Origin of the sequence: Methylobacterium sp. PvR107, assembly GCF_017833295.1 — a bacterium.
In the GTDB taxonomy this organism is placed as follows: Bacteria; Pseudomonadota; Alphaproteobacteria; order Rhizobiales; family Beijerinckiaceae; genus Methylobacterium.
Window position 1 is genome coordinate 4,544,953 of the sequence record NZ_JAFIBW010000001.1, and the last position, 25,488, is coordinate 4,570,440.

The window sequence follows — 25,488 nt, forward strand, 5'->3', positions numbered from 1 at the left end:
CGATGATCGCGAGTCTGGCGCTGATCCTGCTCGCTCAGCTCCTGGGCGAGGTCCTCGCGCGCGGCGCAGGCGTGCCGGTTCCGGGCCCGGTCATCGGCATGGGGCTGATGTTCGCGTTCCTGCTTGTGCGCGACAATGCCCGGCTCGGCTTGCCCCGTTATCTGCCGAAGCCGCTCACCGACGGAACGCTCGAATCCACGGCCCGCGGCCTGCTGATGAATCTGTCGCTCATGTTCGTCCCGGCGGGCGTCGGTGTCGTCGGTCGTCTCGACCTGCTGCGGGCACAGGGCCTCAAGCTCGCCATCGTGCTGGTCGTCTCGACGGCTTTGTCGCTCCTGGTCACCGTCCTCGTCTTTCGCGCCGTGGCCGCCCTGGTGGAGCGGCGCGGGTCCGACCGCGAGCCCTGACGCGTGAGCGGCGACTTCTCCCTCTGGGTCTATCTCGCCAAGACACCGTTGCTGTGGCTGACCGTCACGCTGACGGCCTACGTGCTGGCGGACCGGATCGCCGCCGCCACCGGCCGGCATCCGATCGCCAATCCGGTGCTCATCACGGTGGCGTTGGTCGGCGGGGTCCTGGCGGCGACCGCCACGCCTTACCCGAGCTATTTCGAGGGCGCGCAGTTCGTGCACTTCCTGCTCGGACCCGCCACCGTGGTGCTGGCGATGCCGCTCTACGAGCGGCGGGCCACCGTGATGCGCGCGCTGCTGCCCATGCTCACGGCCCTGGCCGCCGGCTCGGCCACGACCTTGGCCGTCGTCATCGGGCTGGCGCGGTTGCTCGACATCCCGCAGCCGGTACTCGTCTCGCTCGCGCCGAAATCGGTGACCTCCGGCGTCGCCATGGGCATCGCGGAGGCGCTCGGCGGCGACCCGACGTTGACCGCCATCCTGGTCATCCTCACGGGCATCATCGGCGCCATCCTGGTGACGCCGATGATGAACGCGCTGAAGATCCACGACATGCGCGCCCGGGGGTTCGCGGCCGGGCTCGCCGCACACGGGATCGGAACGGCGCGCGCTTTTCAGGTCAGCGAGGTAGCGGGGACCTTCGCCGGCATCGCCATGGGGCTGAATGCTTTCGTGACGGCAATCCTGGCGCCGCTGGCGTTGCATCTGCTGTTCTGAGGCCGATGATACGCCTCTGACGCGTAACCGCCGGGCCAGCGTGCTGCGCGCAGGCGCAATGTTGCATCTTGGCCGATGCAGCGGCTACGGCGACCCAAATTTTTCTACTCGAGGTAGTATTTAAGGTGCGACAAATGCGCGCCTTAGTTGTACTATGTTGCCGGTTGCGCATAATGGCTGGCGGCAGAGGTGCAGCCGACGAGACAGACTAGCGCCAGAGCGATCATAAAGAAACATCGAGGAGACGACCATGCGAACGGCCTCGCCTGGTATTGAAATCGCAGCGAAGATCTTGAGCGCGTACGTGACGCGCAACAGCGTGCCCGCGGATGTTCTCCCCGAGCTGCTCTTGCAGGTTCACCGCTCGATCGCGGCGCTTGGCCGACCCTCAACGACCTCGATCGACCGGCCGACCGACGCGCAGATCCGCGCATCGATCCGCCCTGATTCGTTGATCAGCTTCGAGGACGGAAAGCCCTACAAGGCCTTGCGACGCCACCTGACCATTCGCGGTCTGACGCCCGAGGCCTACCGGACGAAATGGGGCTTGCCCGTCGATTATCCGCTGGTCTCGGCCGCCTACAGCGCTCGCCGGTCGAACATTTCGCGGCAGATCGGGATCGACCAGCGGCTGCGGACCAGACAGGCGGCGGAGTAGCGCCGCGTCACCCGGCTGCGGACCGGCGGGGCACGTTACGGCCGATCCGAAGCTGACGCCTCGGCGGCCGCCGTCGCGACGTCTTGAATCAGCAGGGCCACGAGTCCGGACCATCCGGTCTGGTGCGCGGCGCCCACGCCGCGTCCGGTATCGCCATCGTAATATTCGTAGAAGAGGACGAGGTCGCGAAAGTTCGGGTCGTCCTGCTCGATCCGGCTGTCCCCGTAGACCGGCCGCCGCCCCTCGGGGCCGCGGGTCGACAGGCCGATCAGCCGCTGTGACAGATTCCGGGCGATCTCCCGCAACGCGTAGGTCTTGCCCGAACCGGCCGGCGCCTCCACCCGGAAATCCGGGCCGTAATAGTCGTGGAAACGGTTGAGGCCTGCGATCAGCAGGTAGTTGACCGGCATCCAGACCGGACCGCGCCAGTTCGAATTGCCGCCGAACAGGCGTGACCGGGACTCCGCGGGCTCATAGGCGAGGCCGAGGTCACGGCCGTTCCAGGCGAAGCAGAACGGCTGGTCGGCGTAGGCCCGGGATACGGCGCGCAGGCCGTGATCCGACAGGAACTCGCCCGGATCCAGGGCCCGGTGCAGTAGCGCCTTCAGCCGATGGCCCCGCAACAGGGAGAGCAGCGCGGTCTGACCCTGGCCGGGCTCGTTCCAGCGCGAGACCAGGGTTGCGAGATCCGGCCGGTTCTTCAGAAAGAACTCCATCCGGTCGCGCAGCGACGGCAGCTTCTCGAGGTCGCACGCGTTGATCGTCGCCACGGCGAAGATCGGGATCAGGCCGACCATGGTCCGCACCCGGATCGGCAGCCTTTGGCCGTCCCGGGTCTCGATCACGTCGTAGAAGAAGCCGTCCGCCTCGTCCCACACGCCTGCGCCGGTGGCGCCCGCGATCAGGAGGAAGTGCTCGAAGAACTTCTCCGCCATGTCCTCGAAGGTCGGATCCTCCAGAGCCAGCTCGATGGCGATGCGCATCAGGTTGAGGGCGTAGGTCGCCATCCACGCGGTCGCATCGGATTGGGTGAGAGTCGCCCCGTCGCCCACCGGCTTCGAGCGGTCGAAGATGCCGATATTGTCGAGACCGAGAAACCCACCCTGGAACAGGTTGCGGTCGTCCGCATCCTTGCGGTTCACCCACCAGGTGAAGTTCAGGGTGAGCTTGTTGAAGATGCGCTTGAGGAAGGCGTGGTCCGGTACCCCGGTAAGCGCGCGGTCCAGTTCGAACACCCGCCAGGCCGCCAGCGCGTGAACCGGCGGGTTGGCATCGCCGAACCCCCACTCGTAGGCCGGCAGCGCCGCGTTCGGATGCGCGTAGGCCTCGTCGACGAGGAGCAGCAGCTGGTTCTTGGCGAAATCGGGATCGATCAGCGCGAAGACGATCGCCTGGAGGGCGAGATCCCAGGATGCGAACCAGGGATATTCCCAGGCATCCGGCATCGAGATGATGTCGTTGGCGCGGAGGTGCGCCCAATCGCTGTTGCGCCCGCGCCGGCGCTCGGGTGCGGGGGCGGGCTGGGCCGGATCGCCCGCGAGCCACTCGCGCACGTCGTAGTGATAGAGCTGTTTCGACCAGAGCATGCCGGCCAGCGCCTGCCGCTGGACGAGACGCATCTCGGGATCGGCGATCGGTGCCTGGAGCGCCGCGTAGAACGCGTCTGCGTCGTCCTCGCGCGCGGCGAAAGCCGCATCGAAATCCGCGAAGGGCTCCCCCGCGACGGTCTCGGCGCGCAGGCGCAGGCGCAGAATCCGCGTCTCCCCGGGGCCGAGATGCAGGTCGTAGCGGGCGGCGCACTTGGTGCCCGACAACCCGTTGGCCGCGCCCCGGTCGCCGCCGACCACGCAGCGGTCGATCCCGTCCTTGTAGAAGCCCGCGGCCGGGCCGCTGCCGAACAGCCGGTGCGTGTTGGTCTCGTTCTCGGTGAACAGCAGCTCCGCCGCGCCCTCCGCGAAGAACCGCATCGGCGGCATCCCGGCATGGCGGGCCCAGACCGAGCCGTCGGACCCGGCCGTCAGCTCCGGCTTGGCGACGTCCGGCTTCCAGGACCAGAGATTGCGGGCCCAGAGCTGTGGCAGGAGCGTTAGGTCCGCAGCGTCCGGACCCCGGTTCGTCGCGGTGACACGCATCAGGACGTCGTCGGGTGCCGCCTTGGCGTAGGCGATCTCGACGTCGAAGTAGCGGCCCTCGTCGAACAGGCCGGTATCGAGCAGCTCGTATTCCGAGTCGTCGAGGCCCCGCCTTGCATTCTCCGCGACCAGCTGCCCGTAGGGAAAGGCGGCCTGCGGATACTTGTAGAGCATCCGCATGAACGCGTGGGTCGGGAGGCCGTCGAGGTAGTAGTAGAGCTCTTTCACGTCCTCGCCGTGATTGCCCTCCTGGTTGGTGAGACCGAACAGCCGCTCCTTGAGGATCGGGTCGCGCCCGTTCCAGAGCGCGAGCGACAGGCACCAGTTGAGATGGCGGTCGCCGAAGCCGCCGATCCCGTCCTCGCCCCACCGATAGGCACGGGAGCGGGCATGGTCGTGGGGCAGATAGTCCCAGGCATCGCCGCCCGGGCTGTAATCCTCCCGGACCGTGCCCCATTGCCGGTCGCTGAGATACGGTCCCCAAAGGCGCCAGGCCGGGTCGGTACGGGCCTTCACGAGGCGATGGCCCTCGGCGGTCTCGAAGAGGTTGCGCGGCAGGCTGTCGGGCTTGGTCATCGGCTTGCTGCTCCCGTGCCCGATCCTCGCGGGCCCGATAGTGCCGTGTTGTGACTGCGGGAAGTCAATGCCCCAGGAGGCGGCTGCAGGGCCGATCCGCTCAGGCGCGCGCGACCACGCGGATTCCATCCGCGGCCGCATCGACCGAGAGCCCGCAATAATCCGGGATCGCGGCGTGTCCGGCGCTCGCCGGCCTGTGATGGGTGGCGGTCACGACCAGCACGGTCGCGCCAGCGGCCTCGGCCGCCTGGATACCCGCCGGCGCATCCTCGAAGATAAGGCACTCCGGTGCCGCGACCCCCAGCCGATCCGCCGCCATCAGGAAGCAATCCGGCGCGGGCTTGCCGTGTCGAACGTCCTCGGCGGCCACCATGAGGGTGGGCAGAGGCATGCCGGCCGCCGCAAGGCGCCGGGCCGCCAGCGCCCGGGGCGCCGAGGTGACGATCGCCCAGCGCTCCGGCGGCAGCCCCTTCAGGAAGGCCCGCGCCCCGGGGATCTCGGTGATGTCGCCGACATCCTCCATCTCGGCGCGCGTGATCGCGGCAGCCTCGGCCGCCGGGTCGACCCCGGGCAGGTTGAGGCGCCGGATCGTCTCCACGGACTGCACCCCGTGGATCGTCGGCAGGAACGACGCCACGTCGAGGCCGTGCGCCTCGGCCCAGCGCGACCAGACCCGCTCCGCCGAGGCGATCGAGCTGATGATCGTGCCGTCCATGTCGAACAGCAGCGCGGAGAAGGGGTGCGTCGGAAGCGGAATCTCGGACATGCGACCTGCTATCCAGCTGCGGCGGGCTCGACAATCGGCCGCCGCGCATGGCGGCGTCTCGCGCGCGGACGTGCGGGGGCGACGGCAACAAGCGGGCTTCAGGCGCGACCGCAGCGGCCGCCCGCTTCACGGGCCGGCGCCTTTGGTGTAGCGCCAGTGCAACCCCGGGCCGTTCTCGGCCTGCAACTGTGAACACCGCCAGACCATGCCGAGCCGCATCGACGCCACCTTCGCCCGTGCCCGCGCGGAGAACCGGTCCGTCCTCGTCACCTACGTGATGTCGGGCGATCCTGATCCCGAGACCTCTCTTGAGGTCCTGAAGGCGCTCCCCGGTGCCGGGGCCGACATCCTGGAATTCGGCCTTCCGTTCACCGACCCGATGGCGGACGGTCCGGCGATCCAGGCGGCGGGCCTGCGGGCGCTGAAGGCCAAGCAGACCGTTTCCGGCACGCTGGACCTCGTCCGCCGTTTCCGCGCGGAGAACGACAGCACGCCGATCGTCCTGATGGGCTACTACAATCCGATCCACACCTACGGCGTCGACCGGTTCCTTGAGGAGGCGGTCACGGCCGGCGTTGACGGCCTGATCGTGGTCGACCTGCCGCCGGAAGAGGATACCGAGCTGTGCCTGCCGGCTCTGGCCAAGGGGCTGGCCTTCATCCGGCTGGCCACGCCGACCACGGACGAGCGTCGCCTGCCGGCGGTGCTCGCGAATACGGCGGGCTTCGTCTACTACGTGTCGATCACCGGGGTGACCGGCACGGCGACGCCCGATTTCGGCAAGGTCTCCGAGGCGGTCGCCCGAATCCGCCGCCATACCGACCTGCCCGTGGTGGTCGGCTTCGGCGTGAAGACCGGCGCGCATGCAGCCGCGATCGCCAAGGGCGCCGACGGCGTCGTCGTCGGTTCGGCACTGGTGGACGCCCTGGTCCGCTCCCTCGACGGCGAGGGCCGACCGCATGCCGGGAGCGTGCCGGCTGTCGTGGACCTCGTGCGCGAGCTGGCCGAGGGTGTGCGGTCCGCCGGTGTCGAGCGGGCGGCCTGAGCGGGATTTCTGAACCCTGGCGGTGGGGCGCGCCCATCCTGATATCTGCGCGGGCTTGAAGCGGACGGACGCAACGCAATGGTCGAACCGATGAACTGGATCTCGGAGGTTGTGCGCCCCCGGATCAAGACTCTGTTCAAGCGCGAGACCCCGGAGAACCTCTGGGTCAAGTGTCCGGATACCGGGCAGATGGTCTTCCACAAGGAGGTGGAGGCCAATCACTGGGTTATTCCGGGCTCCGAGCATCACCTCAAGATGTCGGCCCAGGCGCGCCTGAAGATGATGTTCGACGAGGGCACCTGGATCGACGTCGCGCTTCCCGAGGTCGCCCCCGACCCTCTGAAGTTCCGCGACGAGAAGCGCTACGCCGACCGGCTCAAGGAGGCGCGTGCCAAGACCGGGCTGCAGGACGCGTTCAAGGTCGGCTTCGGCCGGGTGGGCAGCCTGCCGATGGTGCTGGCCGCGCAGGAATTCGGCTTCATGGCGGGATCCCTCGGCATGGCGGCCGGTGAGGCCTTCGTGCGCGGCGCCGAGACGGCGCTGGAGAAGCGCACCCCCTACGTGCTGTTCGCGGCCTCGGGCGGCGCCCGCATGCAGGAGGGCATTCTGTCGCTGATGCAGATGCCCCGGACGACGGTGGCGGTGCGCCGCCTCAACGCCGCGCGCCTGCCCTACATCGTGGTCCTCACCAATCCCACCACCGGCGGTGTCACCGCCTCCTACGCGATGCTCGGCGACGTACATCTCGCCGAGCCGGGAGCCCTGATCTGTTTCGCCGGCCCGCGGGTGATCGAGCAGACCATCCGGGAGAAGCTGCCCGACGGGTTCCAGCGGGCGGAATATCTGCGCGACCACGGCATGGTCGATCAGGTGGTGCATCGACACCAGCTCAAGGAGACGATCACGCGCCTCTGCGGTCTGCTGACCAACGTCGCCCAGGCCGGCGTGCCGGTCGCGGCGGCCTCCGAGGCGGCGTAAGTCCCGCGCGATGGCCTCGTCCGACGCCCTGATGGCGCGTTTCCTCGCGCTGCACCCCCGCACCATCGACCTGTCTCTGGGCCGGATCGAGCGGCTGCTCGGGCGGCTCAATCATCCGGAACGGCGCCTGCCGCCGGTGATCCATGTCGCCGGGACCAACGGCAAGGGCTCGACCATCGCGTTCATGCGGGCGATCCTGGAGGCCGGCGGTCTGGCCGCGCATGTCTACACGTCGCCGCACCTCGTGCGCTTCCACGAGCGGATCCGGATCGGCGGGATCGGCGGCGGCCATTTCGTGGACGAGGACCGGCTGGCCGACGCTTTCTCACGGTGCGAAGCCGCCAATGGCGGCGAGCCGATCACCATGTTCGAGATTACCACGGCCGCGGCGCTGCTGCTGTTCTCGGAAAGCCCCGCCGACGTGCTGTTGCTGGAAGTCGGTCTCGGGGGACGGCTCGATGCCACCAACGTGATCGATCGGCCCGCCTGCGCGGTGGTGACGCCCATCGGCCGCGACCATGCCGAGTATCTCGGCGATACGGTCGAATCCGTCGCGACCGAGAAGGCCGGGATCTTCAAGCGCGGCTGTCCGGCGGTGATCGCCGCCCAGGACTATGCCGAGGCCGACGCCGTGCTCTGCCGGAAAGCCGAGACCGTGGGCGCCGGACCGATCCTGGTGGGCAACCAGGATTTCTCGGTCCACGAGGAGCGCGGACGCCTCGTCTACCAGGATGAGACGGACCTGTTCGACCTGCCCCGCCCTCGGCTCGCCGGCCGCCACCAGCTGGTCAATGCCGGAACGGCGATCACGGCTCTGCGCGCGGCCGGGTTCGGCGACATCGGAATCACCGCGCTGGAGAAGGGACTGACCGAGGTCGATTGGCCGGGCCGGCTGCAACGGCTCGGCCGCGGTCGCCTGGCAGCGCAACTCGATCCCGGCACCGAGCTGTGGCTCGATGGCGGCCACAACATCGACGGCGGCCGGATCCTGGCCGCCGCGATGGCCGATCTGGGCGAGCGGAGCGACGTGCCGCTGGTGCTGATCGTGGGCCTTCTCGGCACGAAGGATGCCGACGGCTTCCTGCGCAACTTCGTCGGGCTCGCGCGCGCCCTCGTCGCCGTGCCGATCACCGGCACAATGGCGGCACGCCCCGCGGACGAGGTGGCGCAGATCGGCGCGAGCGTCGGGCTCTCGACCTACGCGGCGCCGAGCATCGAGGCCGCTCTCGCACTCGTGAAGGACATCGCCTTCGAACAGCCGCCGCGGATCCTGATCTGCGGATCGCTGTACTTGGCCGGCTTAGTCCTTGCGGCCAACGACACGCCGCCGGTCTGAGTGATCGCAAGTCCGGAGCGGTTCGGGTCAGCCCCGGCAGCTCCAGGGCATGACGCTGGACATCTCGGGAACTTTGGTTTCCGCGTTCCAAACGTCGTGGATCCGCCGCAATCGGCGCGGCGAAAGCCACCCCACGGCCACGCTTTCCCTCGGCTGTGGCAGCTAAGCTACATCCCCAAAAGCCGCGATCGCTTATTTTCACCGTCGATCGGGCTAATGCTGGGGATCACAGTAATGAAGAAGCTTGTTACCTCTCTTGCGGCGTTTACGGCGCTCACCGCCGCCGCTTCGGCCGCCGACCTGCCGCGCCGCGCTCCGCCGCCGGTGTTCACCCCCGTTCCGGTGTTTACCTGGACCGGCGCCTATTTCGGTATCAACGCCGGCTACGGCTTCGACGCCAGCAGCAACTCGGGCCGCGGCTTCGTCCAGACGCCCGGCAACCCGGTTGTCGTGACGCCGGCCGGTATCGCGCCCTACCAGGCGCTGCTGCCGAACGGCTCGTCGCTGGCCTACAGCAACGACAGCCGCGAAGGCTTCACCGGCGGTGGCCAGATCGGCTACAACTGGCAGCTGAGCCCGGGCAACGGCGCCGTGATCGGCTTCGAGGCCGACGCGCAGTACCTCGACTTCGGCCGTCGCGCCCGCTTCGCCACGAACGCCGCGCTGATCAACCCGACCTTCGTGCCGATCAACGGCACGCTCAACACGATCGACTTCTTCGGCACCGTCCGTGGCCGTCTCGGCTACGCCTTCGACCGGACCCTCGTGTACGCCACCGGCGGTTTCGCCTACGCCACCGGCACGGATGACGGCGCTCGCGTCGGCTTCCAGAACTTCGCCGGCCGTCGGAACGACTTCAAGACCGGCTGGACCGTCGGCGGCGGTATCGAATACGCGCTGCCCACCGACTCGTTCCTGAACTTCTTCCGCTCCTCGGCCGTGACGCTGAAGGTGGAAGGCCTGTACGTGAACCTCGACAACAACGGCCGCGCCCAGCTGCCGCTGGTCGGCGCCGCGGTCACCGGGGCCGGCCTCCTGCCGGTCTACTCGCTCACCAACGCCCGCCGCGACGAGAACGCCTTCGCTGTCGTCCGCGCCGGCCTGAACTACAAGTTCGGCTCGTACTGAGACCGGACGTCAGGTCCCGGGCAGAAGCCCGGGACTTCAAAAGAACAGGGTCTTGAAACCGAGAAAGCCCGGCCTTGCGGCCGGGCTTTCCTTTTGGCGTCCTCGTGGATCGTTCAGGCGGTCTGCGCGCCGATCCAGCGAGACAGGTCGCCCTTCGGGGCGGCGCCTACCTTCTGGTCAACCCGCTCGCCGTTCTTGAACAGCAGCAGGGTCGGGATCGAGCGGATGCCGTACTGGGCGGCGATCTGCGGATTCTCGTCGACGTTGACCTTGGCGATCTTCACCTTGCCCTGAAGATCGGTCGCGATCTCTTCGAGCGCCGGGCCGATCTGACGGCAAGGGCCGCACCACTCCGCCCAGAAATCCACCACGACGGGCTCGGCGGACTTGAGAACGTCCTGCTCGAAGCTCGCGTCGGTTACTTTCACCGTCGCCATAACGTCACCTTTCGGAAGTCGCCACCGGTCGGGCAGCGTCGAACGGGCAGGGGCCCGCGCGGTCCAACCAGAATTGGCGACGGGTGACTGCGCGGTCAAGAAGTCCTGTCGCTCCGGTGGGAGCGGGGTCGCGTCCCCCGTTGCTGCGTGTGCGCTGGCGCATGTCGGCGCCGGCGGAGCGCAAAGGACATTCCCTCATGTCACGATCCCGGCGTGTTCGAGGGCCGCTGCGATGTCGCCGGAATCGAGGGTTCGGATCACGGGACCGGAGGTCCAGATCAGCATGGGCCGAATCGTCCGACCGGGATAGATCTGGCCGAGGAGACGGGCATACAGCGCGATCTGGCCCGCCTCGGCCGGCGGGAGCGGTGCGTCCTGTTCCGGCGGTCGTCCGGTCTTGAAGTCGGCAATGCGCACCGTGTCGGCTGTGACCGAGATCCGGTCGACCCGCCCCTGGACCGAGCGCTCGCCCCGCTCCGTCCGCACCCGCCCCGACAGACTCACCTCCGCCCGTGCTTCAGGCGCGAAGAGCGCTGCGAGGTCCGGGTCGTCGATGATTCGCAGTACCGATCGGACAATGCCGTAGATGGCGGGACGCGGTAATCCGGGCGCCCGCGACCGCACGAAGGCGAGGCCGGCCGCCTCCCGGCGTGCCCCCTCGACGCGGGGCAGATGCTGCAGCAGCGCGTGGATCAGGATGCCGCGCCGCCGGGCTTGAGCATCCGCCAGGCGTGGCGGCGGCACGCGCGTGCCATCCGCGGCCTGGAGCGCGCCGGACGGGCTGAGCGTCGGCACCTCCGGTTCCGGCGGTACGGGGCTGCGCAGCCAGGACGGCTCCGGCGCCGGAGCGGCGGTGGGCGGCGGCCCGTCGGGTTTGCGGTCCGTCGCTATCCCGTCGTGCCACACAGTGGCAGGACCATAGGACAGCTCGATCGACCGGCCGGCGCCGAAGGCGTTTTCCAGCCCGGCATGGATCATCCGGCACCACGCCGCCTCGCTCTCGCGCTCGTGGCCACGGAAGGGGGCGACGATCAAACGGTCGGCGGCCCGGGTCATGGCCACGTAGAGCAGACGGTTATGTTCCTGCCGGGCACGGGCCAGGAGTGCCGCGCGCGCCTCGCCGGCGGCCGCGCAATCCTGCGTCTTTCCCGCTGACCAGACCGGCGGCAGGACGGCCCCTTGGATCGCCAGCGGCAGCAGCGGCGGATCGTTGCGTCCCAGGGGCTCGCAGCCGTCGAGGATCACGACCACCGGCGCCTCGAGACCCTTGGCCCCGTGCACGGTCATCACGCGGACCTCGTCCCGACCCGATTCCAGGTCGCGCTTGACCGTATGCCCGGCCTCGGCACCGATGTAGCGCGCCAGGAAACCGCCGAGCGAGGGCGCATCCGCGCCGGTTTCCGCCTGGGCTGCGGCGGCGAGGAACACGTCGATGGCGTCACCGGCCTCGCCGCCGAGACGGGCCACGAGTTTGGCGCGGCCACCCTGCGGGCCGAGAAGCCGGGCATAGAAGCCGAACGGGCCGTGGAGGCCGGCCAGCCGGATCCATTCGGAAAGCGCCGCGAGCCCGCCGGCCGCCGCCGCGTCGCCGGCCGCCGCGTGCCGATGCAGGGCGTCCTCCAGGGTCTCGGACAAGTCGCGGCGCGTGGCGATCCGCACCAGATCGTCGTCGGTCAGGCCGACGAGGGGCGTCTTCAGCGCTGTGGCGAGGGTCAGGTCGTCGGCCGGCAGGAGCCCGGCCCGTCCGGCCGCCACGAGGTCGGCCACCGCGATATGGGCCGAGACCTCCAGTCGATCCTGCCCGGCTACGGGAACGCCCAGCCCCTTCAGGGCCCGGATCATTTCCTCGAAGGCCGGTCCGCGCTTGCGCACCAGAATCAGGACGTCGCCGGGACGCCAGACCCGGCCGGTGGCGTCGCCGCGTGTGGTCCAGGTCCGCACTGCCTGCGCCACGCGGCGGGCCGTAGTAATGGCGGGAGCGCTGATCTCGGGCGCGTCCAGCGGCGCGGTCCAGGCCTCTGGCTCGGCGGTGGGCTCGGGCTCGGCGATCGGCCACAGCTCGACCGCTCCCGGCGCACCGGGCCGGGCGCTGGCGTGGACGGTCTTGCGCACCGTGTCTTCGAAGGACAGACCCTCGTTGTGTGCGTCGAGGGCGAACACCGCGTCCACCGCCTGCAGGACCAGGCTGGTGGAGCGGAACGACAGCGTGAGCGGGACGTCCTCGAAGGTCAGGCCGGCCGAACGCGATTCGGCGATCCAGGCCGCCCGGGTGAGGGCAAATTCCCGGGGCTCCGCGCCCTGGAAGCCGTAGATCGACTGCTTCGGATCGCCCACCGCGAACCGCGTCCGGATCCCGGCACGGGCGCCATCGCCGGCGGCGAATTCCTGGGTGATCGCCCGCAGGATCGCCCATTGCTCCGGGTTGGTATCCTGCGCCTCGTCGACGAGGACATGGTCGATGCCCCGGTCCAGCTTGTACAGGACCCAGCCCGCGCCGACGCGGTCGAGCAGATCCAGCGCCTTGTGGATCAGATCATCGAAATCGAGGGCGCCGAGCCGGGCCTTCTGGGCTTCGACCCGTCGATGGATCTCGGCCGCGAGCTGGAACAAGGCCTGCGTGCGGGCATGGGCCCGTGCGGCGCGCAGGCGATCGAAGAGCGGCACCAGCCGCTCCCGTTCGGCAATCAGGGCGTCCTTAACGGTGGGCGGGACGCTCTTGGTCCCGAGGCTGCTGTCGGCCTTGGGCTCGTCCTTCTGGGTGAAGAACACGCCGCGATACAGCGCGAGCGCCTCGCTCCGGTCGGGCTGCGCCTCGGATCGCACCCGCTCGGTCTCCGCGGCGGCGAGCGCCTCCGCGAGCTTCTCGTCGTTGGCCTTGCCGGTGCGGAGCGCCTCGACCAGGGCGGCGCGATCGTCCGGCTCACATCCGGCGCCCCCATCCAGGATCGCAGCCTCGATCCGCTCGGCGGTCTCCTCCGCGGCGAGCCCGAGCGCGCCGTGAAGGCGCGCGAAGGCGTCGTCCAGCCCGGCGCGGTCATCGATCAGGGCGCGCGCCCGCATCGCGGAGCGGATCGCCGCCCGGAGGGTGTCGCCTGTCGCCTCCGGCGTCACGCGAGCGAGGGCCGCGCTCAGCGGCGTATCGCCGTTCGAGACCGCGTCGGCCAGGACGTTGGCCATCTCGATCTCGAACAGCTCGCGCGCCTTGGTGTCGTCGAGCACCACGAAACGGGCCGGGACATTGGCCTCGAACGGGAACATGTGCAGCAGCCGCTCGCAGAGGGCGTGCAGCGTCTCGATCTTCAGGCCGCCCGGCGTCTCCACGGCCCGGGCGAACAGGCGCCGGGCCATGCGCAGCCGATCCGGTCCGGCGCGCTCGCCGGTCAGGTCCGCGAGTTCGGCGGCGAGAGCCGCGTCATCCAGGGTCACCCAGCGCCCGAGGAGGCGGAAGACGCGGATCGCCATGTTGGCGGCGGCCGCCTTGGTGAAGGTCAGACACAGGATGCGTCCAGGCGGCGCGCCGTCGAGCAGCAGCCGCACCACCCGATCGGTCAGCACCTTGGTCTTGCCCGCCCCGGCATTGGCCGAAACCCAGGCCGAGGCGCGCGGGTCGGCCGCGCGGCGCTGGTTTGCCTGCGTCAGGTCATCGACCACGAAGGGTCTGAGGGCTTGCGTGGTGGCGCTGCTCAACGGTCTCGTCCGGCTCGGCTGCCGCATCTCTCTACAACAGAAACGGGCTTGCGCGCCCGCCAAGGCGTCACACCGGGGGATGCGGGATTGCTCCCGGCGCCGCGCCGCCGCATGGATGCGGACGATCCTCGCAGCGACATCGAACACGCCCGTGACCCAGCCGACATCCGAGCCGGCGCGCCCGCCGATCCGTTTTCGTGGCCGCTCCTTCATGGCCACCGTTCTGGCGCCGGTGCCACCGGTGTCCGAGTGGTTCGGCGATCTGGATGCGCTGAACCGGCGCGCGCCGAATTTTTTCGCCGGCCGGCCGGTGATCCTCGACCTCGGCGGATTGCGGCTCGGCCGTGAGGATCTCGACGGGCTGCTGGCGGAACTCGCCGCCCGCAACATCGCCATCCTCGGCATCGAGGGTGCAGCGCCATCGCTTCTTGGATCCGGGATGCCGCCGGCCTTGTCGGGCGGGCGCCCCGCGGGCGAAATCGATACGCCCGGTGAAGCCGCGCCGGCCGAGGCGCCGCCCAAGGAGACCGTGCGCTCGCTGATCCTCGACGCGCCGGTGCGCTCGGGCCAGACGGTGCTTCATCTGGAAGGTGATGTGACCGTGCTGGGCGCCGTCGCCTCGGGTGCCGAGGTGATCGCCGGCGGCTCGATCCACGTCTACGGGGCGCTCCGCGGACGGGCCATCGCCGGGGCAGCCGGGGATCCCACGGCGCGGATCTGGTGTCGCCGCTTCGAGCCGGAGTTGGTGGCGATCGACGGTCTCTACCGAGCGGCCGACGACCTCGACCCGGCTTTCCGGGGACAGGCCGTGGAGGTCCGGCTCCTCGAAGACGCGATCAAGCTCAACCTGTTCGAGCGCGGTTAAGCGACTTCCCGCTGGAGCGGTTCGGTCGGCGTTTCGAGATTCTTGGCGTCCTCACGAGCGCAGCGAAGCATTCGCGTCTGGGCGCGACGTCCCTGAATCTGACGCCGCCGGCTTGCTGTGCCGCGTCCGGAAGGACGGGCGCGCTCGACCTTGCCCGCAGCGGCTGGGGCCGAAGCGTGAAAGTGTCCTCTTCCGCACCGATACAAGGATCCCGGCAGAATTTGCCGACCGGATCAGAAACTTAACCCTTCGGTAACCATCCCAACCGTCAATGGTCCGGTAAGAACTCTTAACGGGCGGACATGAGCGAGACTCTCCCCGAGCCGATCGATCCGGAGACCGCCCGCGCGGCGGCTTCTCCTTCCGCGCCCCGGCCGCTCAGCCTGCGCGGACGGGCCTTCAAGGCCCTGGCCCTCTCTCCCGAGCCGCCGCTTCCCGAGTGGCTCGCGGCCCTCGACGCGGCGCTGAAGCGCTCGCCGACCCTGCTGCAAGGCCGGGCCGTCATCCTGGACTGCGCCCAGCTCAAGCCCGAGCCGGACGCGCTCGAAACCTTAATGGCCGAGCTCAAGGCCCGCGGCATCGCGGTCCTCGGCATCGAGGGCGCCGACACGGTCGCGGCGGGCCTGCCGCCGCTCCTCGTCAAGGGACACCCGTCCGAGACGATCCAGATCCCGAGCGTCCCGGCCGAGCCGGAGCCGCAGGTGGTCACCTCGATCACCGTCGAGGGCTCGGTCCGCTCCGGCCAGAGCGTCATCAACCCGACCGGCGACGTGACCGTGATGGGTTCGGTCTCCTCCGGGGCCGAGATCCTGGCCGGCGGCTCCATCCACGTCTACGGCGCCCTGCGCGGACGCGCGATCGCCGGGGCGGCACGCAACCCGCGCGCACGTATCTACTGCCGCAAGTTCGAACCCGAGTTGCTGGGGATCGACCGCCTCGTGCGGACGGCGGAGGACATGGGCACGGCCCTGCGCGGCAAGGCCGCACAGGTCTGGCTCGATAACGGCAACATCCGAATGGCAAGCCTGGATTAAGGGAGATCGACGCGTGGCAAAGGTTCTCGTCGTCACATCGGGCAAGGGCGGCGTCGGCAAGACGACGACGACCGCGGCCCTCGGAGCAGCCCTGGCACAGGGCGGGCAGAGCGTGTGCGTCGTCGATTTCGACGTCGGGCTGCGCAATCTCGACCTGATCATGGGTGCGGAGCGCCGGGTCGTCTATGACCTGATCAACGTGGTCAACGGCGACGCCAAGCTCCCGCAGGCGCTGATTAAGGACAAGCGGGTCGAGACCCTGCACTTGCTGCCGGCCTCGCAGACCCGCGACAAGGACGCGCTCACTGACGCCGGCGTCGCCCGGGTCATGGAAGAGCTGCGGGACAAGTTCGACTGGGTCATCTGCGACTCGCCCGCCGGCATCGAGCGCGGCGCCCAGCTCGCCATGTACCACGCCGACGTGGCGGTGGTCGTCACCAACCCCGAGGTCTCCTCGGTGCGCGACTCCGACCGGATCATCGGCCTCCTCGACTCGAAGACCGCCAAGGCCGAGAAGGGCGAGGACATGGAGAAGCACCTGATCCTCACCCGCTACGACCCGCTGCGGGCCGACCGCGGCGACATGCTCAAGACCGAGGACGTGCTCGACATCCTGTCGATCCCGCTGCTCGCGATCATCCCGGAGAGCCAGGAGGTGCTGCGCGCCTCGAACCTCGGCTGCCCGGTCACCCTCAATAACCCGCTCTGCGCTCCGGCCCGCGCCTATGCCGACGCGGCCCGCCGTCTGAAGGGCGAGGAGGTGCCGATGAGCCTGCCAGTCGAGCGCAAGTCCTTCCTCGACAAGCTGTTCATGCGGAGGGCGGCATGAGCATTCTCGGGATCTTCCAGAAGCGCAATTCCGGCACGGTCGCCCGCGACCGCCTGCAGCTGATCCTCGCTCACGAGCGGGCGGAGTCGGGGCGTCCCGACCTCGTGATGCAGCTCCGGGACGAGATCCTGGCGGTGATCGCCAACCACGTGTCGGTGGAAGCCGACAAGGTGAAGGTCACCCTGGAGCGCGGCGAGGGCGTCTCGACCCTCGGCCTCGACATCGAGCTTCCGCTCGGTGCCTCGGCCAAGCTCGACGCGAAGCTCGCGGCCAAGCTCGCCGAGGTCGCCGCCAACAAGGGCGGCGGTAAGCTGGCTTCCAAGAAGGCCGCTTGAACCGGGCCGGGATCGCTCCCGCCGGCAAGGATCGACACAAGCCGCGTCCGGGCAGCCGGGCGCGGCTTTTCGACATTCTGGTATCGGGATTTCATAGCCCGTCATTTCGGGCTCGCCTGCGGCGCCCCGGAATGACGGGCGCTTATTCGATTGGGCCGAGCGGCGCGTAGTTTCACCCCGGCCGTTGTGGCAGCCCGCAGCATCTCGGGCGGCTCGGGTTTTCGGTATGGTGTGAAGGGGGCATCAGCACAGGGATCGCCATGCCGAGCGCCACGACGGATGACGGAGTTCGCCTTCACTACGAAGAAAGCGGGCGCGGGACGCCGCTGATCTTCGTCCACGAATTCGCCGGCGACCATCGCAGCTACGAGGCGCAGCTCCGCCATTTCGGTCAGCGCTACCACGCGATCGCGTTCAATGCCCGGGGCTATCCGCCCTCCGACGTTCCGGAGGCCGTTTCGGCCTATTCGCAGGCCCGCGCGGCCGACGACATCCTGGCCATTCTCGACCATGTCGGGGCGCAGAAGGCCCACGTGGCCGGGATCTCGATGGGCGCCTTCGCGACCCTCCATTTCGGCCTGCGCCACCCGGCGCGCGCACTGTCGCTCTGCCTCGGCGGCGTCGGCTACGGCGCGGAGCCCGACCGGCAGGCGCTGTTCCGTGCCGAGGCCGACGCCACCGCCGAGATGCTGCGCCGCGACGGCATGGCGGCCTTCGCTGAGCGCTACGCCTACGGACCGACTCGGGTGCAGTTCGCCAACAAGGATCCGCGGGGCCACGCCGCGTTCAAGCGGATGCTCGCCGAACATTCGGCTGTCGGCTCGGCCAATACGCAGGCCGGTGTCCAGAAGGGGCGTCCCTCGCTCTACGATCTGACCGACGCCCTGGCGGGGATCACCGTGCCCACCCTGATCGTCGCCGGCGACGAGGATTGGCCCTGCCTGGCTCCGAGCCTGATGCTGAAACAGATCATTCCGTCCGCCGCGCTGGCCATGCTGCCCAATACCGGCCACGCGCTCTCGGTCGAGGAGCCGGATGCCTACAACCGGCTGCTCGACGCGTTCCTGGCACAGGTCGAGAGCGGCCGCTGGCCGCTGCGCGACCCACGAGCTGTCTCGGCGACGATCACCGGCATCAAGAGCTGACCGGATCCCGCGCCATCAGCCGGAACCGGGCCGCCCGGTCCGGCTGGGTGGTGACCACGGCCTGCGGCAGGACCGGCTCGCACTCGTCCAGCACGATCCGGAACCGCGCCAGCAGCCGCGCCAGCGACAGGACCGCCTCACTCAGCGCGAATTGCGCGCCGATGCAGACCCGCGGGCCGGCGCCGAACGGCAGGTAGGCGAAGCGCGGCGGCTGCGGCGCACCCGGCAGGAAGCGGCTGATATCGAAGGCCTCCGGGTCGGACCAGAGGCCGCGGTGCCGGTGCAGCACCCAGGGGCTGACCATCACGATGTCGTTCTTCTTCACCGCATGGCCGGCGACCGAGTCCGGGCCGAGCGCCCGGCGGACGACCACGAACGCTGCCGGATACAGGCGCAGGGTCTCGTCGACCACCGCGCGGGTGAGGGGGAGCCGCCCGTCGCTCTGGCAGCCGGTCGGGTCCACGAGGTCGGCGGCCCGCGCCTCGGCGGCGACGCGCTCCTGCACCTCCGGAGCGAGGGCAAGCAGGTAGGCGGCCCAGAACAGCGTGCCGGCGGTCGTCTCGTGGCCGGCCAGGATCATGGTGGCGACTTGATCGCGCAGCTCGCCCGGCGAGAAGGCGGCGCCCGTATCCGGGTTGCGCGCCGCCGCGAGCAGATCCAGCAGGTCGCCCGAGCGGGCCTGACCCCAGTCCGAGGCCTGGCGGGCCGCGATGATCCGGTCGAGGAACGGGATCCACCGGCGGCGAAAGCGCGCCCGCGACCAATCGAGGGGAACGGGCCAGCCCGGCGGCGTCACGATGTCGAGGAGATGCGGCCGCCCCATCCGCTCGGCGTATTCGGCGATGAAGCGGCGCAGCTCCGCGCCGTGCTCGTCCATGCCGACCGAGAACATGGCGCGCCCGGCAACTTCGAGGGCGAGGCGGTAGAAGGCATTGAACAGGTCGACCGGCCCCGCCGCCGCCTCCGCGGCGATGCGATCCAAGCCGTCATCCACGGCGGCGGAGATGTGCGGGACCAAGCCGTCGATGGCCCGCGGCGTGAACGCCGGGGCGAGGGTGCGCCGCTGATGGCGCCACGCCGTGCCCTCGCTGATCAGCAGCCCGTCGCCGAGGATCGGGCGCAGGATCCGGGTCGTGCCGGTGGTGCGCGCGTAGTTCCCCTGATTCTCGACCAGAACCCGGCGGATCGCCTCCGGGTCGTTGAGGATGAAGCTCGCGCGCCCGAGCAGGCCGCGGCGGGTCACCGGCTCCTCGAAGGCACGCTTCGGGAAGCCCCGGAGGCTGTTGTCGCGGATCGAGCGCAGATAGGCCGCGATCGGCAATTCGCGCTCCGGCGGGGCGCGATGCGGCGGCACCACGCGCGGCAGGCCGGCGAGGCTCACGGTCGACCGGGCCGGGGGTGCGGTCGCGTCCATTGATGTGGGCATGAGGCGCCATCCTGTGCCGGACACGCGATGATCTGTAAACCATCGCGGGCACACCGAGTGCCTGGGTCACGTCTCCGTCATTCGGCGGCGCTGCGCAGGCCGGCGTCGGCGTCGCGGAGCGGCAGTCGCGCGGGGAAGCGGGCGAGATCCGCATCCGGCGAGAGGCTGGCCACCAGGCTGGCGCGGGGCAGCGTGGCGCCGGCGACGTCGAGCAGGGTCTCGACGCCGCGCTCCAGGTGCTCGTCGACCCGATCGACCACCAGGATCTCGGGTTCGCGCAGGATGGCCCGGGCGAGGCCGATCCGCACGCGGACACGCTCCACCAGCAGCTGCCCCCGGTTGCCCACGTCCTTCTCGAGACCACGCCGCTGGATCGGCCGCTCCAGGTCGAATTCCCGGAACACCGCCCGCGCCTCCCGCTGGATCAGCGACTCGCCGTGCATCCGCGCCGTGTCGATGCGGCCGAACAGGAGGTTGTCGAGAACGGTGCTGCGCGGATTGATGCGGTTGGGATCATAAGATTCGACGTCGCAGCCGTCATCGCCGTGCATGAAGCCCTGCACGATGCCGCGGGCGCCGACGATCCGCATGGCGAGGCCCTCGTCGAGCAGGCCAAAGCGCATCCGGGGCTCCACATAGGCCAGGGTCAGCGCCAGGAAGGCCACGCTGTCGGCCTCGCTCAGGCGCCCTTCGGCAGGCAGGCGGCCCAGCCGGCGCAGGTAGTCCGGCAGCGCATCGGGGGTGATCAACGAGAACCGCCGGAACAGCGGATGGCCGGGCGGCACGTCGGCGAAAATGTCCTTGAGATTGCTGGCGATCGCGACGCCCATGCGGTCGAGTTCGTCGAGCAGCTTCACCTTCTCGAGGGACTGGCGGAACAGGGGGGTGGCCGCCAGCCGCTGCGGCTCCTTCAGGCTCGGGTCGCGGGGGACGCCGAACAGCAGGTTCTCGCCGACCGTCGCCTGATCGTTGTAGCGCCCGCGGGCGAAGGGGATCACCAGGTCGTCCAGGCCCTTGCGGGCGAAATGCTCGCGTAGATGCTCCCGGGCCGCGATCATGCGCTGGCCCACCGGCGTGTCGTGCGCGACCGAGCTGAGCGCCCCGAGGCCGAACCGGTAGAGGTCGTCCCCGAGGTCGAGCCGGCCGAGAAGATCGACCAAGCGCTCGTCCAGTTCGTCGGCATCGCGGACGCCGAGGCGCCGGTAATCGATCCAGGGATCATCGACGCTGTCGCACGGATTGCCGGTCTTCACCGCCTCGTTGATCCGACTCTTGCTGAGATCGAGGCCGTTCGTCCGCAGCGGCTGAATCCGGAGCCCGTAGAGGATGTTCTCGCGCAATGTCCCGGGGAACAGGACCGGATCGACGCCGGCATACGCGATCCGGTGCGCGTGGACCGGACGGGGCAGGGTGAACAGGTCGTGCTCGCCGATCCGGATCGAGCCGCTCGGCGCGGACTGAAGGCCCGCCAGGACGCGCGTGAATTCCTGCGCGACCGGGCCGGACGGCACCAGCGCGAGGCTCTGCGGGAGGCTCACTTCGGCGTCGCGCACCTCGACCGAAGCGCCGCCCTGCGGATCGCGCAGGGTGAGACCTTCCACCCGGAGCGGGCTGCCGAGCCGGGGCGGCGACCCTTGCGCTTCGTGCTCGGCCGGCCGCAGACGCTGCGGCCCGAAATGGGCCGCCACGGTCTCGTACTTGACCTCGACGTCGAGGCGCTGCTGATCCCAGTCGATCAGCTCCTTCAGGGGCGGGGGCAGGTCGCGATAGGCGGCGAGGACGGCCACCAGCTGGCCGATGTCGAGCTCTCCCTTCAGCGCGAAGTAGCCGCCGATCGCGTAGAACAGGAACGGGGTCACCTGGGCGAGCAGGTTGTTCAGGTATTTGACGGCGAACTTGCGCCGATAGATCCGCAGGCGCAGGTCATAGAGGCTGTAGAGGCGGCCGCCGATCTCCGCCCGCTCCCAGCGTCCGGTATCGTTGAGCAAGACCGCCGGCAGCCCGTCGAGCACTTCGGCGACGCGGCCTGCGAGGTTGCGCGAGGCGATCTGGCGCCGGCGGCTGAGGCGGATGATCTCGCGCCGCAGCCGCGGGATCACGATCATCTGCACGCCCACCATGCCGCCGGCCGCGAGGCCGAGCCACAGGTTCTGCATCATGATGAAGGCGAGCGCGGTGGCGGCCTGCGTCCCGAGGAAGACCGGGACCACGATGGCGTCGCCGATGAAGGAGCCGATCGGCTCGACTTCGTCGCGGATGATCGTGGCGGTCTCGGAGGATTTCACCTCGCGCTGCGCCTCGGACGAGAAGCGAAGCATCAGGGAAAAGAGCTGGAACCGGAGCCGCCGGAGCATCCGCTCGCCGAGGATGCCCTTCTGGAGATTGATCCAGAACTTGAAGGCGCCGTTGATCAGGACCAGCGACAGGAACAGCGTCGAAAGGCCGAGGAGCAACTCGAACCGGTCCAGCTGGAAGCCCTCGAACAGCCGTGTCGTCCCGCCGCCGAGCGCGTCGGGCCACCGGACCGTCATCTCGAGGAACGGTGCGGTCGCTTCGCCGTGCGAGAAAGCCTTTCCGGTGATCGCGTCGTTGACGATCCGCTTGGGCAGGTCGAGCGACGCGAAGTAGAACGGCAGCGACGCGAACACCACGGCGCAGATCTTGAGCTGATCGGCCTTGGAGTAGCGCCAGATATACGGGAACAGCCGCGGCTCAAGCGCGCGCATCATGTCCTTCCGACGTAAGTCCGTTCTGGTGGGGCGAGGGCCGAATCACGACAGCCGGACACAAAGCTGCCGGCGTCAGGGTACCCGAGCGGTTCGATTCCATCCAACTCCACCCGATGCGGCCGCGGCGGACGCCGCCAAGGCGCGATCGCGTCTTGATATAGGGCGGTGAACGACGCAGCAGGCGGACGTGCAGGGCAGCCCTGCAGGTGAAGGGCGGTCGTCTGGCGGTGTAAGCCACGCGCGACCGATCCGGGAGTCTGCCCCAATGTTTCGGGCTTCGCGGGCCCGTCATGTCCTCGGCGGCCTTGCCGACGGACGCATGTCCTTATATTGCGACGCAACCACCACGACTCCGTACCTGGACCGGCGCGGACGGCCGCGCCGCGCGGCCGCCAGGGAGCCGGCACAACCCGTTTCGGGCCGCCATGAATCTGCGCAACATCGCCATCATTGCCCACGTCGACCACGGCAAGACGACACTCGTCGACAAGCTGCTGGCCCAGTCCGGCACCTTCCGCGAAAACCAGCGGGTCGAGGAGCGGGCGATGGACTCGAATGACCTCGAGAAGGAACGTGGCATCACGATCCTGGCCAAGGCGACCTCGGTCCTCTGGAAAGATACCCGCGTCAACATCGTCGACACCCCCGGCCACGCCGATTTCGGCGGCGAGGTCGAGCGCATCCTGTCGATGGTCGACGGCGTGATCGTGCTGGTCGACGCGGCCGAGGGCCCGATGCCGCAGACCAAGTTCGTGGTCGGCAAGGCGCTCAAGATCGGCCTTCGCCCGATCGTTGCGATCAACAAGGTCGACCGTCCGGACGCGCGGATCAACGAGGTCGTGAACGAGGTGTTCGACCTGTTCGCCGCCCTCGACGCCACCGACGAGCAGCTCGACTTCCCGATCCTCTACGGCTCGGGCCGCAACGGCTGGATGGCCGATACTCCGGAGGCCGACCCGTCCGTGGGCCTGGAGCCGCTGTTCGAGCTCGTGCTCAAGCATGTCCCCCCGGCCCGGACCGAGGAGGGGCCGTTCCGGATGCTTGGCACTCTGCTGGAGGCCAACCCGTTTCTGGGCCGCATCATCACCGGCCGGATCGCTGCCGGATCGGTGAAGCCTAACCAGCAGATCAAGGTTCTCGATCGCACCGGCAAGGTCGTCGAGACCGGCCGCGTGTCGAAAATCCTCGCCTTTCGCGGCCTTGAGCGCGCACCGATCGAGATCGGCGAGGCGGGCGACATCGTTTCGATCGCCGGCCTGATCAAGGGCACCGTGGCCGACACCTTCTGCGATCCGCAGGTCGAAACCCCGATCCAGGCGCAGCCGATCGATCCGCCGACCGTGACGATGTCGTTCATCGTGAACGACAGCCCGCTCGCCGGCACCGAGGGCGACAAGGTCACGAGCCGCATGATCCGCGACCGCCTGTTCAAGGAGGCCGAGGGCAACGTCACGCTCAAGATCGAGGAAGCGACCGACAAGGACAGCTTCTACGTCTCCGGCCGCGGCGAGCTGCAGCTCTCGATCCTGATCGAGACCATGCGCCGCGAGGGCTTCGAGATCGCCGTGTCGCGTCCGCGCGTGGTGTACGAGCGCGACGAGGCCGGCGGCCTGCTCGAGCCGATCGAGGAGGTCGTGATCGACGTCGACGAGGAGCATTCCGGCGTCGTCGTGCAGAAGATGTCCGAGCGGAAGGCCGAGATGCTGGAGATGCGGCCGTCGGGCGGCAACCGCCTGCGCCTCGTCTTCCACGCCCCGACCCGCGGCCTGATCGGCTACCAGGGCGAGCTGCTGACCGACACCCGCGGCACGGCGATCATGAACCGGCTGTTCAAGGCCTACGAGCCCCACAAGGGCGAGATGCCGGGCCGGCGCAACGGTGTGCTGATCTCCAACGACCAGGGTGAGGCCGTCGCCTACGCCATGTGGAACTTGGAGGACCGGGGCCCGATGATGATCGAGCCCGGCTGGAAGGTGTATCAGGGCATGATCGTCGGCGAGCACAACCGCGAGAACGACCTCGAGGTCAACGTGCTCAAGGGCAAGAAGCTCACCAACATCCGCACGACCTCGAAGGACGAGGCCGTCCGCCTGACGCCGCCGATCCGGATGACCCTGGAGCGCTCGCTGGCCTGGATCCAGGACGACGAGCTCGTCGAGGTGACGCCGAAGTCGATTCGCCTGCGCAAGGCGGTCCTCGACCCGAACGACCGGAAGCGCGCCGAGCGTTCCAAGGAGAATGCGGCCTGAGCCGAACGGCCGGGGCCATTGGATATGAACGGACGGCAACCGGGCGCTCAGGCCCGGTTGCTGATGCGGTCCTTATTGTTGGACGCATTCGAGTCCATCGAACCCTTATGCCGTGTGGCGTAACTCGGCATGGCGGACCCGAGAGGTCCGTGTGAACCCCATAATCTCCATGTCCGTCGCGATGAATTCGCTCCAACCGGCCCGGTCGCTCGGCACCCAGGCGCCGCTCTCCTATCTCGTAGGCCAGGATGGCGACGGTCACTGGGTGGCCATCGAGACAGGCGGACGGGCTGGAGGCATATTCCGGACCCGCCAGGACGCGATCCGCTACGCCTGTGTCGAGACGGGCTGCCGGCCGGACGACGTCCCGCTCTCCGCTGAGCCGATCCCGTTTCGGCTCGCCTGAGCGCGGCTGGGCGCGGCGGGGATTACCGCGCCCGCGTCACCCCAAGCTCAGCTGCCGCCCGGATCTGTCTCGTCGCGCTGGGTCCCGCCGGCCGGTGGCCCCATCCCGGGCTTGCCGTCGGTCTTCTCGTTCGGATCCTTCACCGCGTCGGGCGCGACATTCTTCGGCTTGTCCGGCTTCGAGCCGGTCTCCTCGCGCTCGCTCATTCCCGGTTCTCCCGCTCAGCCCGATAGCGTCCGCCCGCGACCTTCTCGTCTTCGGCCGGTCCGCGCGACGCCGTCTGATCGGAGTGCCCGCCCGATGAGCCTCCGACGGCCGGCGGCGATCGTCCCGGCTCGCCGGCGTGCCCCCAGCCGTCCTTCGGTTCGGTCCGCGGCGTTCCGCCGCCGCCCATCTCGGTGATGGCGGCCTGATCGGCGGTCTGTCGGCCGCCGGCGGGTGGATCCCCGCGGGAGCCGACTGCGTCGTCGGGCTTGCGGTTCACGGTTCCGGAATCGCTCGTTGGCGTGACCATCAGCGCTTCCCGTCATCCTGGCCGACCGCCGCAGTGGCGCGATCGATCGCTTCACGCAGCTCCGGGTTGGCCTGACCCTTTGGTCC

At 69.2% G+C, this 25,488-nt stretch carries 22 protein-coding genes; 14 read left to right on the forward strand and 8 right to left on the reverse strand.

What is annotated here, in order from left to right:
• Window positions 1–2 precede the first annotated feature (2 nt).
• The 3 genes from JOE48_RS21465 (at window position 3) to JOE48_RS21475 (ending at window position 1,785) form a co-directional block, all read left to right on the forward strand.
• Entirely contained in the window at window positions 3–407 is a 405-nt protein-coding gene (locus tag JOE48_RS21465) for a CidA/LrgA family protein (RefSeq protein WP_210032746.1), read from the forward strand.
• A 3-nt stretch (window positions 408–410) separates the two neighbouring features.
• A complete protein-coding gene (locus JOE48_RS21470; RefSeq protein WP_210032747.1) occupies window positions 411–1,127 on the forward strand; it encodes an LrgB family protein in 717 nt (238 codons plus the stop codon).
• Window positions 1,128–1,377: 250 nt separating this feature from the next.
• Complete coding sequence (locus tag JOE48_RS21475) at window positions 1,378–1,785, forward strand: MucR family transcriptional regulator (RefSeq protein ID WP_210032749.1); 408 nt, start codon at window positions 1,378–1,380, stop codon at window positions 1,783–1,785.
• Between the two features lie 35 nt (window positions 1,786–1,820).
• Here JOE48_RS21475 and JOE48_RS21480 read toward each other — a convergent pair whose 3' ends face one another.
• A complete protein-coding gene (locus JOE48_RS21480) occupies window positions 1,821–4,493 on the reverse strand; it encodes an MGH1-like glycoside hydrolase domain-containing protein (protein ID WP_210032750.1) in 2,673 nt (890 codons plus the stop codon).
• A 100-nt stretch (window positions 4,494–4,593) separates the two neighbouring features.
• Window positions 4,594–5,259, reverse strand: coding sequence for an HAD-IA family hydrolase (locus JOE48_RS21485; protein WP_210032753.1), 666 nt, complete (start codon window positions 5,257–5,259; stop codon window positions 4,594–4,596).
• 205 nt (window positions 5,260–5,464) lie between these two features.
• On the opposite strand from JOE48_RS21485, the gene trpA reads away from it, so the two are divergent.
• The 4 genes from trpA (at window position 5,465) to JOE48_RS21505 (ending at window position 9,746) form a co-directional block, all read left to right on the forward strand.
• On the forward strand, window positions 5,465–6,304 hold the full coding sequence (gene trpA / locus JOE48_RS21490; protein ID WP_210032755.1) for a tryptophan synthase subunit alpha: 840 nt from the start codon (window positions 5,465–5,467) through the stop codon (window positions 6,302–6,304).
• A gap of 78 nt (window positions 6,305–6,382) precedes the next feature.
• The gene (gene accD, locus JOE48_RS21495; protein ID WP_210032758.1) at window positions 6,383–7,282 is read left to right on the forward strand and encodes an acetyl-CoA carboxylase, carboxyltransferase subunit beta; all 900 of its coding nucleotides are present in this window, start codon (window positions 6,383–6,385) and stop codon (window positions 7,280–7,282) included.
• Between the two features lie 10 nt (window positions 7,283–7,292).
• A complete protein-coding gene (locus JOE48_RS21500; RefSeq protein WP_210032760.1) occupies window positions 7,293–8,618 on the forward strand; it encodes a folylpolyglutamate synthase/dihydrofolate synthase family protein in 1,326 nt (441 codons plus the stop codon).
• Window positions 8,619–8,852: 234 nt separating this feature from the next.
• A complete protein-coding gene (locus JOE48_RS21505; RefSeq protein WP_210032762.1) occupies window positions 8,853–9,746 on the forward strand; it encodes an outer membrane protein in 894 nt (297 codons plus the stop codon).
• A gap of 113 nt (window positions 9,747–9,859) precedes the next feature.
• On the opposite strand, the gene trxA is transcribed toward JOE48_RS21505, so the two are convergent.
• Both trxA and addA read right to left on the reverse strand, forming a co-directional pair.
• Window positions 9,860–10,183, reverse strand: coding sequence for a thioredoxin (gene trxA, locus JOE48_RS21510; RefSeq protein ID WP_010682902.1), 324 nt, complete (start codon window positions 10,181–10,183; stop codon window positions 9,860–9,862).
• A 195-nt stretch (window positions 10,184–10,378) separates the two neighbouring features.
• Entirely contained in the window at window positions 10,379–13,870 is a 3,492-nt protein-coding gene (gene addA / locus JOE48_RS21515) for a double-strand break repair helicase AddA (protein WP_245252910.1), read from the reverse strand.
• A 211-nt stretch (window positions 13,871–14,081) separates the two neighbouring features.
• Between addA and minC (JOE48_RS21520) the strand changes: the two genes are divergently transcribed.
• The 5 genes from minC (JOE48_RS21520) (at window position 14,082) to JOE48_RS21540 (ending at window position 18,078) form a co-directional block, all read left to right on the forward strand.
• Complete coding sequence (minC, locus tag JOE48_RS21520) at window positions 14,082–14,735, forward strand: septum site-determining protein MinC (protein ID WP_409518643.1); 654 nt, start codon at window positions 14,082–14,084, stop codon at window positions 14,733–14,735.
• A gap of 302 nt (window positions 14,736–15,037) precedes the next feature.
• Complete coding sequence (minC, locus tag JOE48_RS21525) at window positions 15,038–15,769, forward strand: septum site-determining protein MinC (protein ID WP_210032768.1); 732 nt, start codon at window positions 15,038–15,040, stop codon at window positions 15,767–15,769.
• A 13-nt stretch (window positions 15,770–15,782) separates the two neighbouring features.
• The gene (gene minD, locus JOE48_RS21530) at window positions 15,783–16,598 is read left to right on the forward strand and encodes a septum site-determining protein MinD (protein ID WP_210032771.1); all 816 of its coding nucleotides are present in this window, start codon (window positions 15,783–15,785) and stop codon (window positions 16,596–16,598) included.
• Entirely contained in the window at window positions 16,595–16,933 is a 339-nt protein-coding gene (gene minE / locus JOE48_RS21535) for a cell division topological specificity factor MinE (protein ID WP_210032773.1), read from the forward strand. Before minD ends, minE begins: the two co-directional genes overlap by 4 nt.
• A gap of 260 nt (window positions 16,934–17,193) precedes the next feature.
• Window positions 17,194–18,078, forward strand: a complete 885-nt coding sequence (locus JOE48_RS21540; protein ID WP_210032775.1) for an alpha/beta fold hydrolase — start codon at window positions 17,194–17,196, stop codon at window positions 18,076–18,078.
• Here JOE48_RS21540 and JOE48_RS21545 read toward each other — a convergent pair.
• Together JOE48_RS21545 and JOE48_RS21550 are read right to left on the reverse strand one after the other, a co-directional pair.
• Entirely contained in the window at window positions 18,068–19,504 is a 1,437-nt protein-coding gene (locus JOE48_RS21545; RefSeq protein WP_210032777.1) for a cytochrome P450, read from the reverse strand. The genes JOE48_RS21540 and JOE48_RS21545 overlap by 11 nt on opposite strands.
• Window positions 19,505–19,581: 77 nt before the next feature.
• Complete coding sequence (locus tag JOE48_RS21550) at window positions 19,582–22,233, reverse strand: ABC transporter transmembrane domain-containing protein (RefSeq protein ID WP_409518602.1); 2,652 nt, start codon at window positions 22,231–22,233, stop codon at window positions 19,582–19,584.
• A gap of 425 nt (window positions 22,234–22,658) precedes the next feature.
• On the opposite strand from JOE48_RS21550, the gene typA reads away from it, so the two are divergent.
• Together typA and JOE48_RS21560 are read left to right on the forward strand one after the other, a co-directional pair.
• A complete protein-coding gene (gene typA, locus JOE48_RS21555; RefSeq protein ID WP_210032779.1) occupies window positions 22,659–24,482 on the forward strand; it encodes a translational GTPase TypA in 1,824 nt (607 codons plus the stop codon).
• 169 nt (window positions 24,483–24,651) lie between these two features.
• Window positions 24,652–24,888 (forward strand): RAG2 PHD domain containing protein, encoded by a 237-nt coding sequence (locus tag JOE48_RS21560; RefSeq protein ID WP_210032781.1) that lies wholly within the window; start codon window positions 24,652–24,654, stop codon window positions 24,886–24,888.
• Window positions 24,889–24,935: 47 nt separating this feature from the next.
• Here JOE48_RS21560 and JOE48_RS21565 read toward each other — a convergent pair whose 3' ends face one another.
• Both JOE48_RS21565 and JOE48_RS21570 read right to left on the reverse strand, forming a co-directional pair.
• Window positions 24,936–25,094 carry a hypothetical protein gene (locus tag JOE48_RS21565; protein WP_210032784.1) on the reverse strand — a complete coding sequence of 53 codons (159 nt, stop codon included), beginning with the start codon at window positions 25,092–25,094 and terminating at the stop codon, window positions 24,936–24,938.
• Window positions 25,091–25,402 (reverse strand): hypothetical protein, encoded by a 312-nt coding sequence (locus tag JOE48_RS21570; protein WP_210032786.1) that lies wholly within the window; start codon window positions 25,400–25,402, stop codon window positions 25,091–25,093. The genes JOE48_RS21565 and JOE48_RS21570 overlap by 4 nt, the downstream gene beginning before the upstream one ends.
• Window positions 25,403–25,488: the final 86 nt, after the last annotated feature.

Excerpts from the sequence above, each read along its gene's own strand:
- JOE48_RS21465 (WP_210032746.1), top strand. The coding sequence starts at position 3 with ATGATCGCGAGTCTGGCGCTGATCCTGCTCGCTCAGCTCCTGGGCGAG.
- JOE48_RS21475 (WP_210032749.1), top strand. The coding sequence starts at position 1,378 with ATGCGAACGGCCTCGCCTGGTATTGAAATCGCAGCGAAGATCTTGAGC.
- JOE48_RS21480 (WP_210032750.1), bottom strand. The coding sequence starts at position 4,493 with ATGACCAAGCCCGACAGCCTGCCGCGCAACCTCTTCGAGACCGCCGAG.
- JOE48_RS21485 (WP_210032753.1), bottom strand. The coding sequence starts at position 5,259 with ATGTCCGAGATTCCGCTTCCGACGCACCCCTTCTCCGCGCTGCTGTTC.
- trpA (WP_210032755.1), top strand. The coding sequence starts at position 5,465 with ATGCCGAGCCGCATCGACGCCACCTTCGCCCGTGCCCGCGCGGAGAAC.
- accD (WP_210032758.1), top strand. The coding sequence starts at position 6,383 with ATGGTCGAACCGATGAACTGGATCTCGGAGGTTGTGCGCCCCCGGATC.
- JOE48_RS21500 (WP_210032760.1), top strand. The coding sequence starts at position 7,293 with ATGGCCTCGTCCGACGCCCTGATGGCGCGTTTCCTCGCGCTGCACCCC.
- JOE48_RS21505 (WP_210032762.1), top strand. The coding sequence starts at position 8,853 with ATGAAGAAGCTTGTTACCTCTCTTGCGGCGTTTACGGCGCTCACCGCC.
- trxA (WP_010682902.1), bottom strand. The coding sequence starts at position 10,183 with ATGGCGACGGTGAAAGTAACCGACGCGAGCTTCGAGCAGGACGTTCTC.
- minC (WP_409518643.1), top strand. The coding sequence starts at position 14,082 with ATGGCCACCGTTCTGGCGCCGGTGCCACCGGTGTCCGAGTGGTTCGGC.
- minC (WP_210032768.1), top strand. The coding sequence starts at position 15,038 with ATGAGCGAGACTCTCCCCGAGCCGATCGATCCGGAGACCGCCCGCGCG.
- minE (WP_210032773.1), top strand. The coding sequence starts at position 16,595 with ATGAGCATTCTCGGGATCTTCCAGAAGCGCAATTCCGGCACGGTCGCC.
- JOE48_RS21540 (WP_210032775.1), top strand. The coding sequence starts at position 17,194 with ATGCCGAGCGCCACGACGGATGACGGAGTTCGCCTTCACTACGAAGAA.
- JOE48_RS21545 (WP_210032777.1), bottom strand. The coding sequence starts at position 19,504 with ATGCCCACATCAATGGACGCGACCGCACCCCCGGCCCGGTCGACCGTG.
- JOE48_RS21550 (WP_409518602.1), bottom strand. The coding sequence starts at position 22,233 with ATGATGCGCGCGCTTGAGCCGCGGCTGTTCCCGTATATCTGGCGCTAC.
- typA (WP_210032779.1), top strand. The coding sequence starts at position 22,659 with ATGAATCTGCGCAACATCGCCATCATTGCCCACGTCGACCACGGCAAG.
- JOE48_RS21560 (WP_210032781.1), top strand. The coding sequence starts at position 24,652 with ATGTCCGTCGCGATGAATTCGCTCCAACCGGCCCGGTCGCTCGGCACC.
- JOE48_RS21565 (WP_210032784.1), bottom strand. The coding sequence starts at position 25,094 with ATGAGCGAGCGCGAGGAGACCGGCTCGAAGCCGGACAAGCCGAAGAAT.
- JOE48_RS21570 (WP_210032786.1), bottom strand. The coding sequence starts at position 25,402 with ATGGTCACGCCAACGAGCGATTCCGGAACCGTGAACCGCAAGCCCGAC.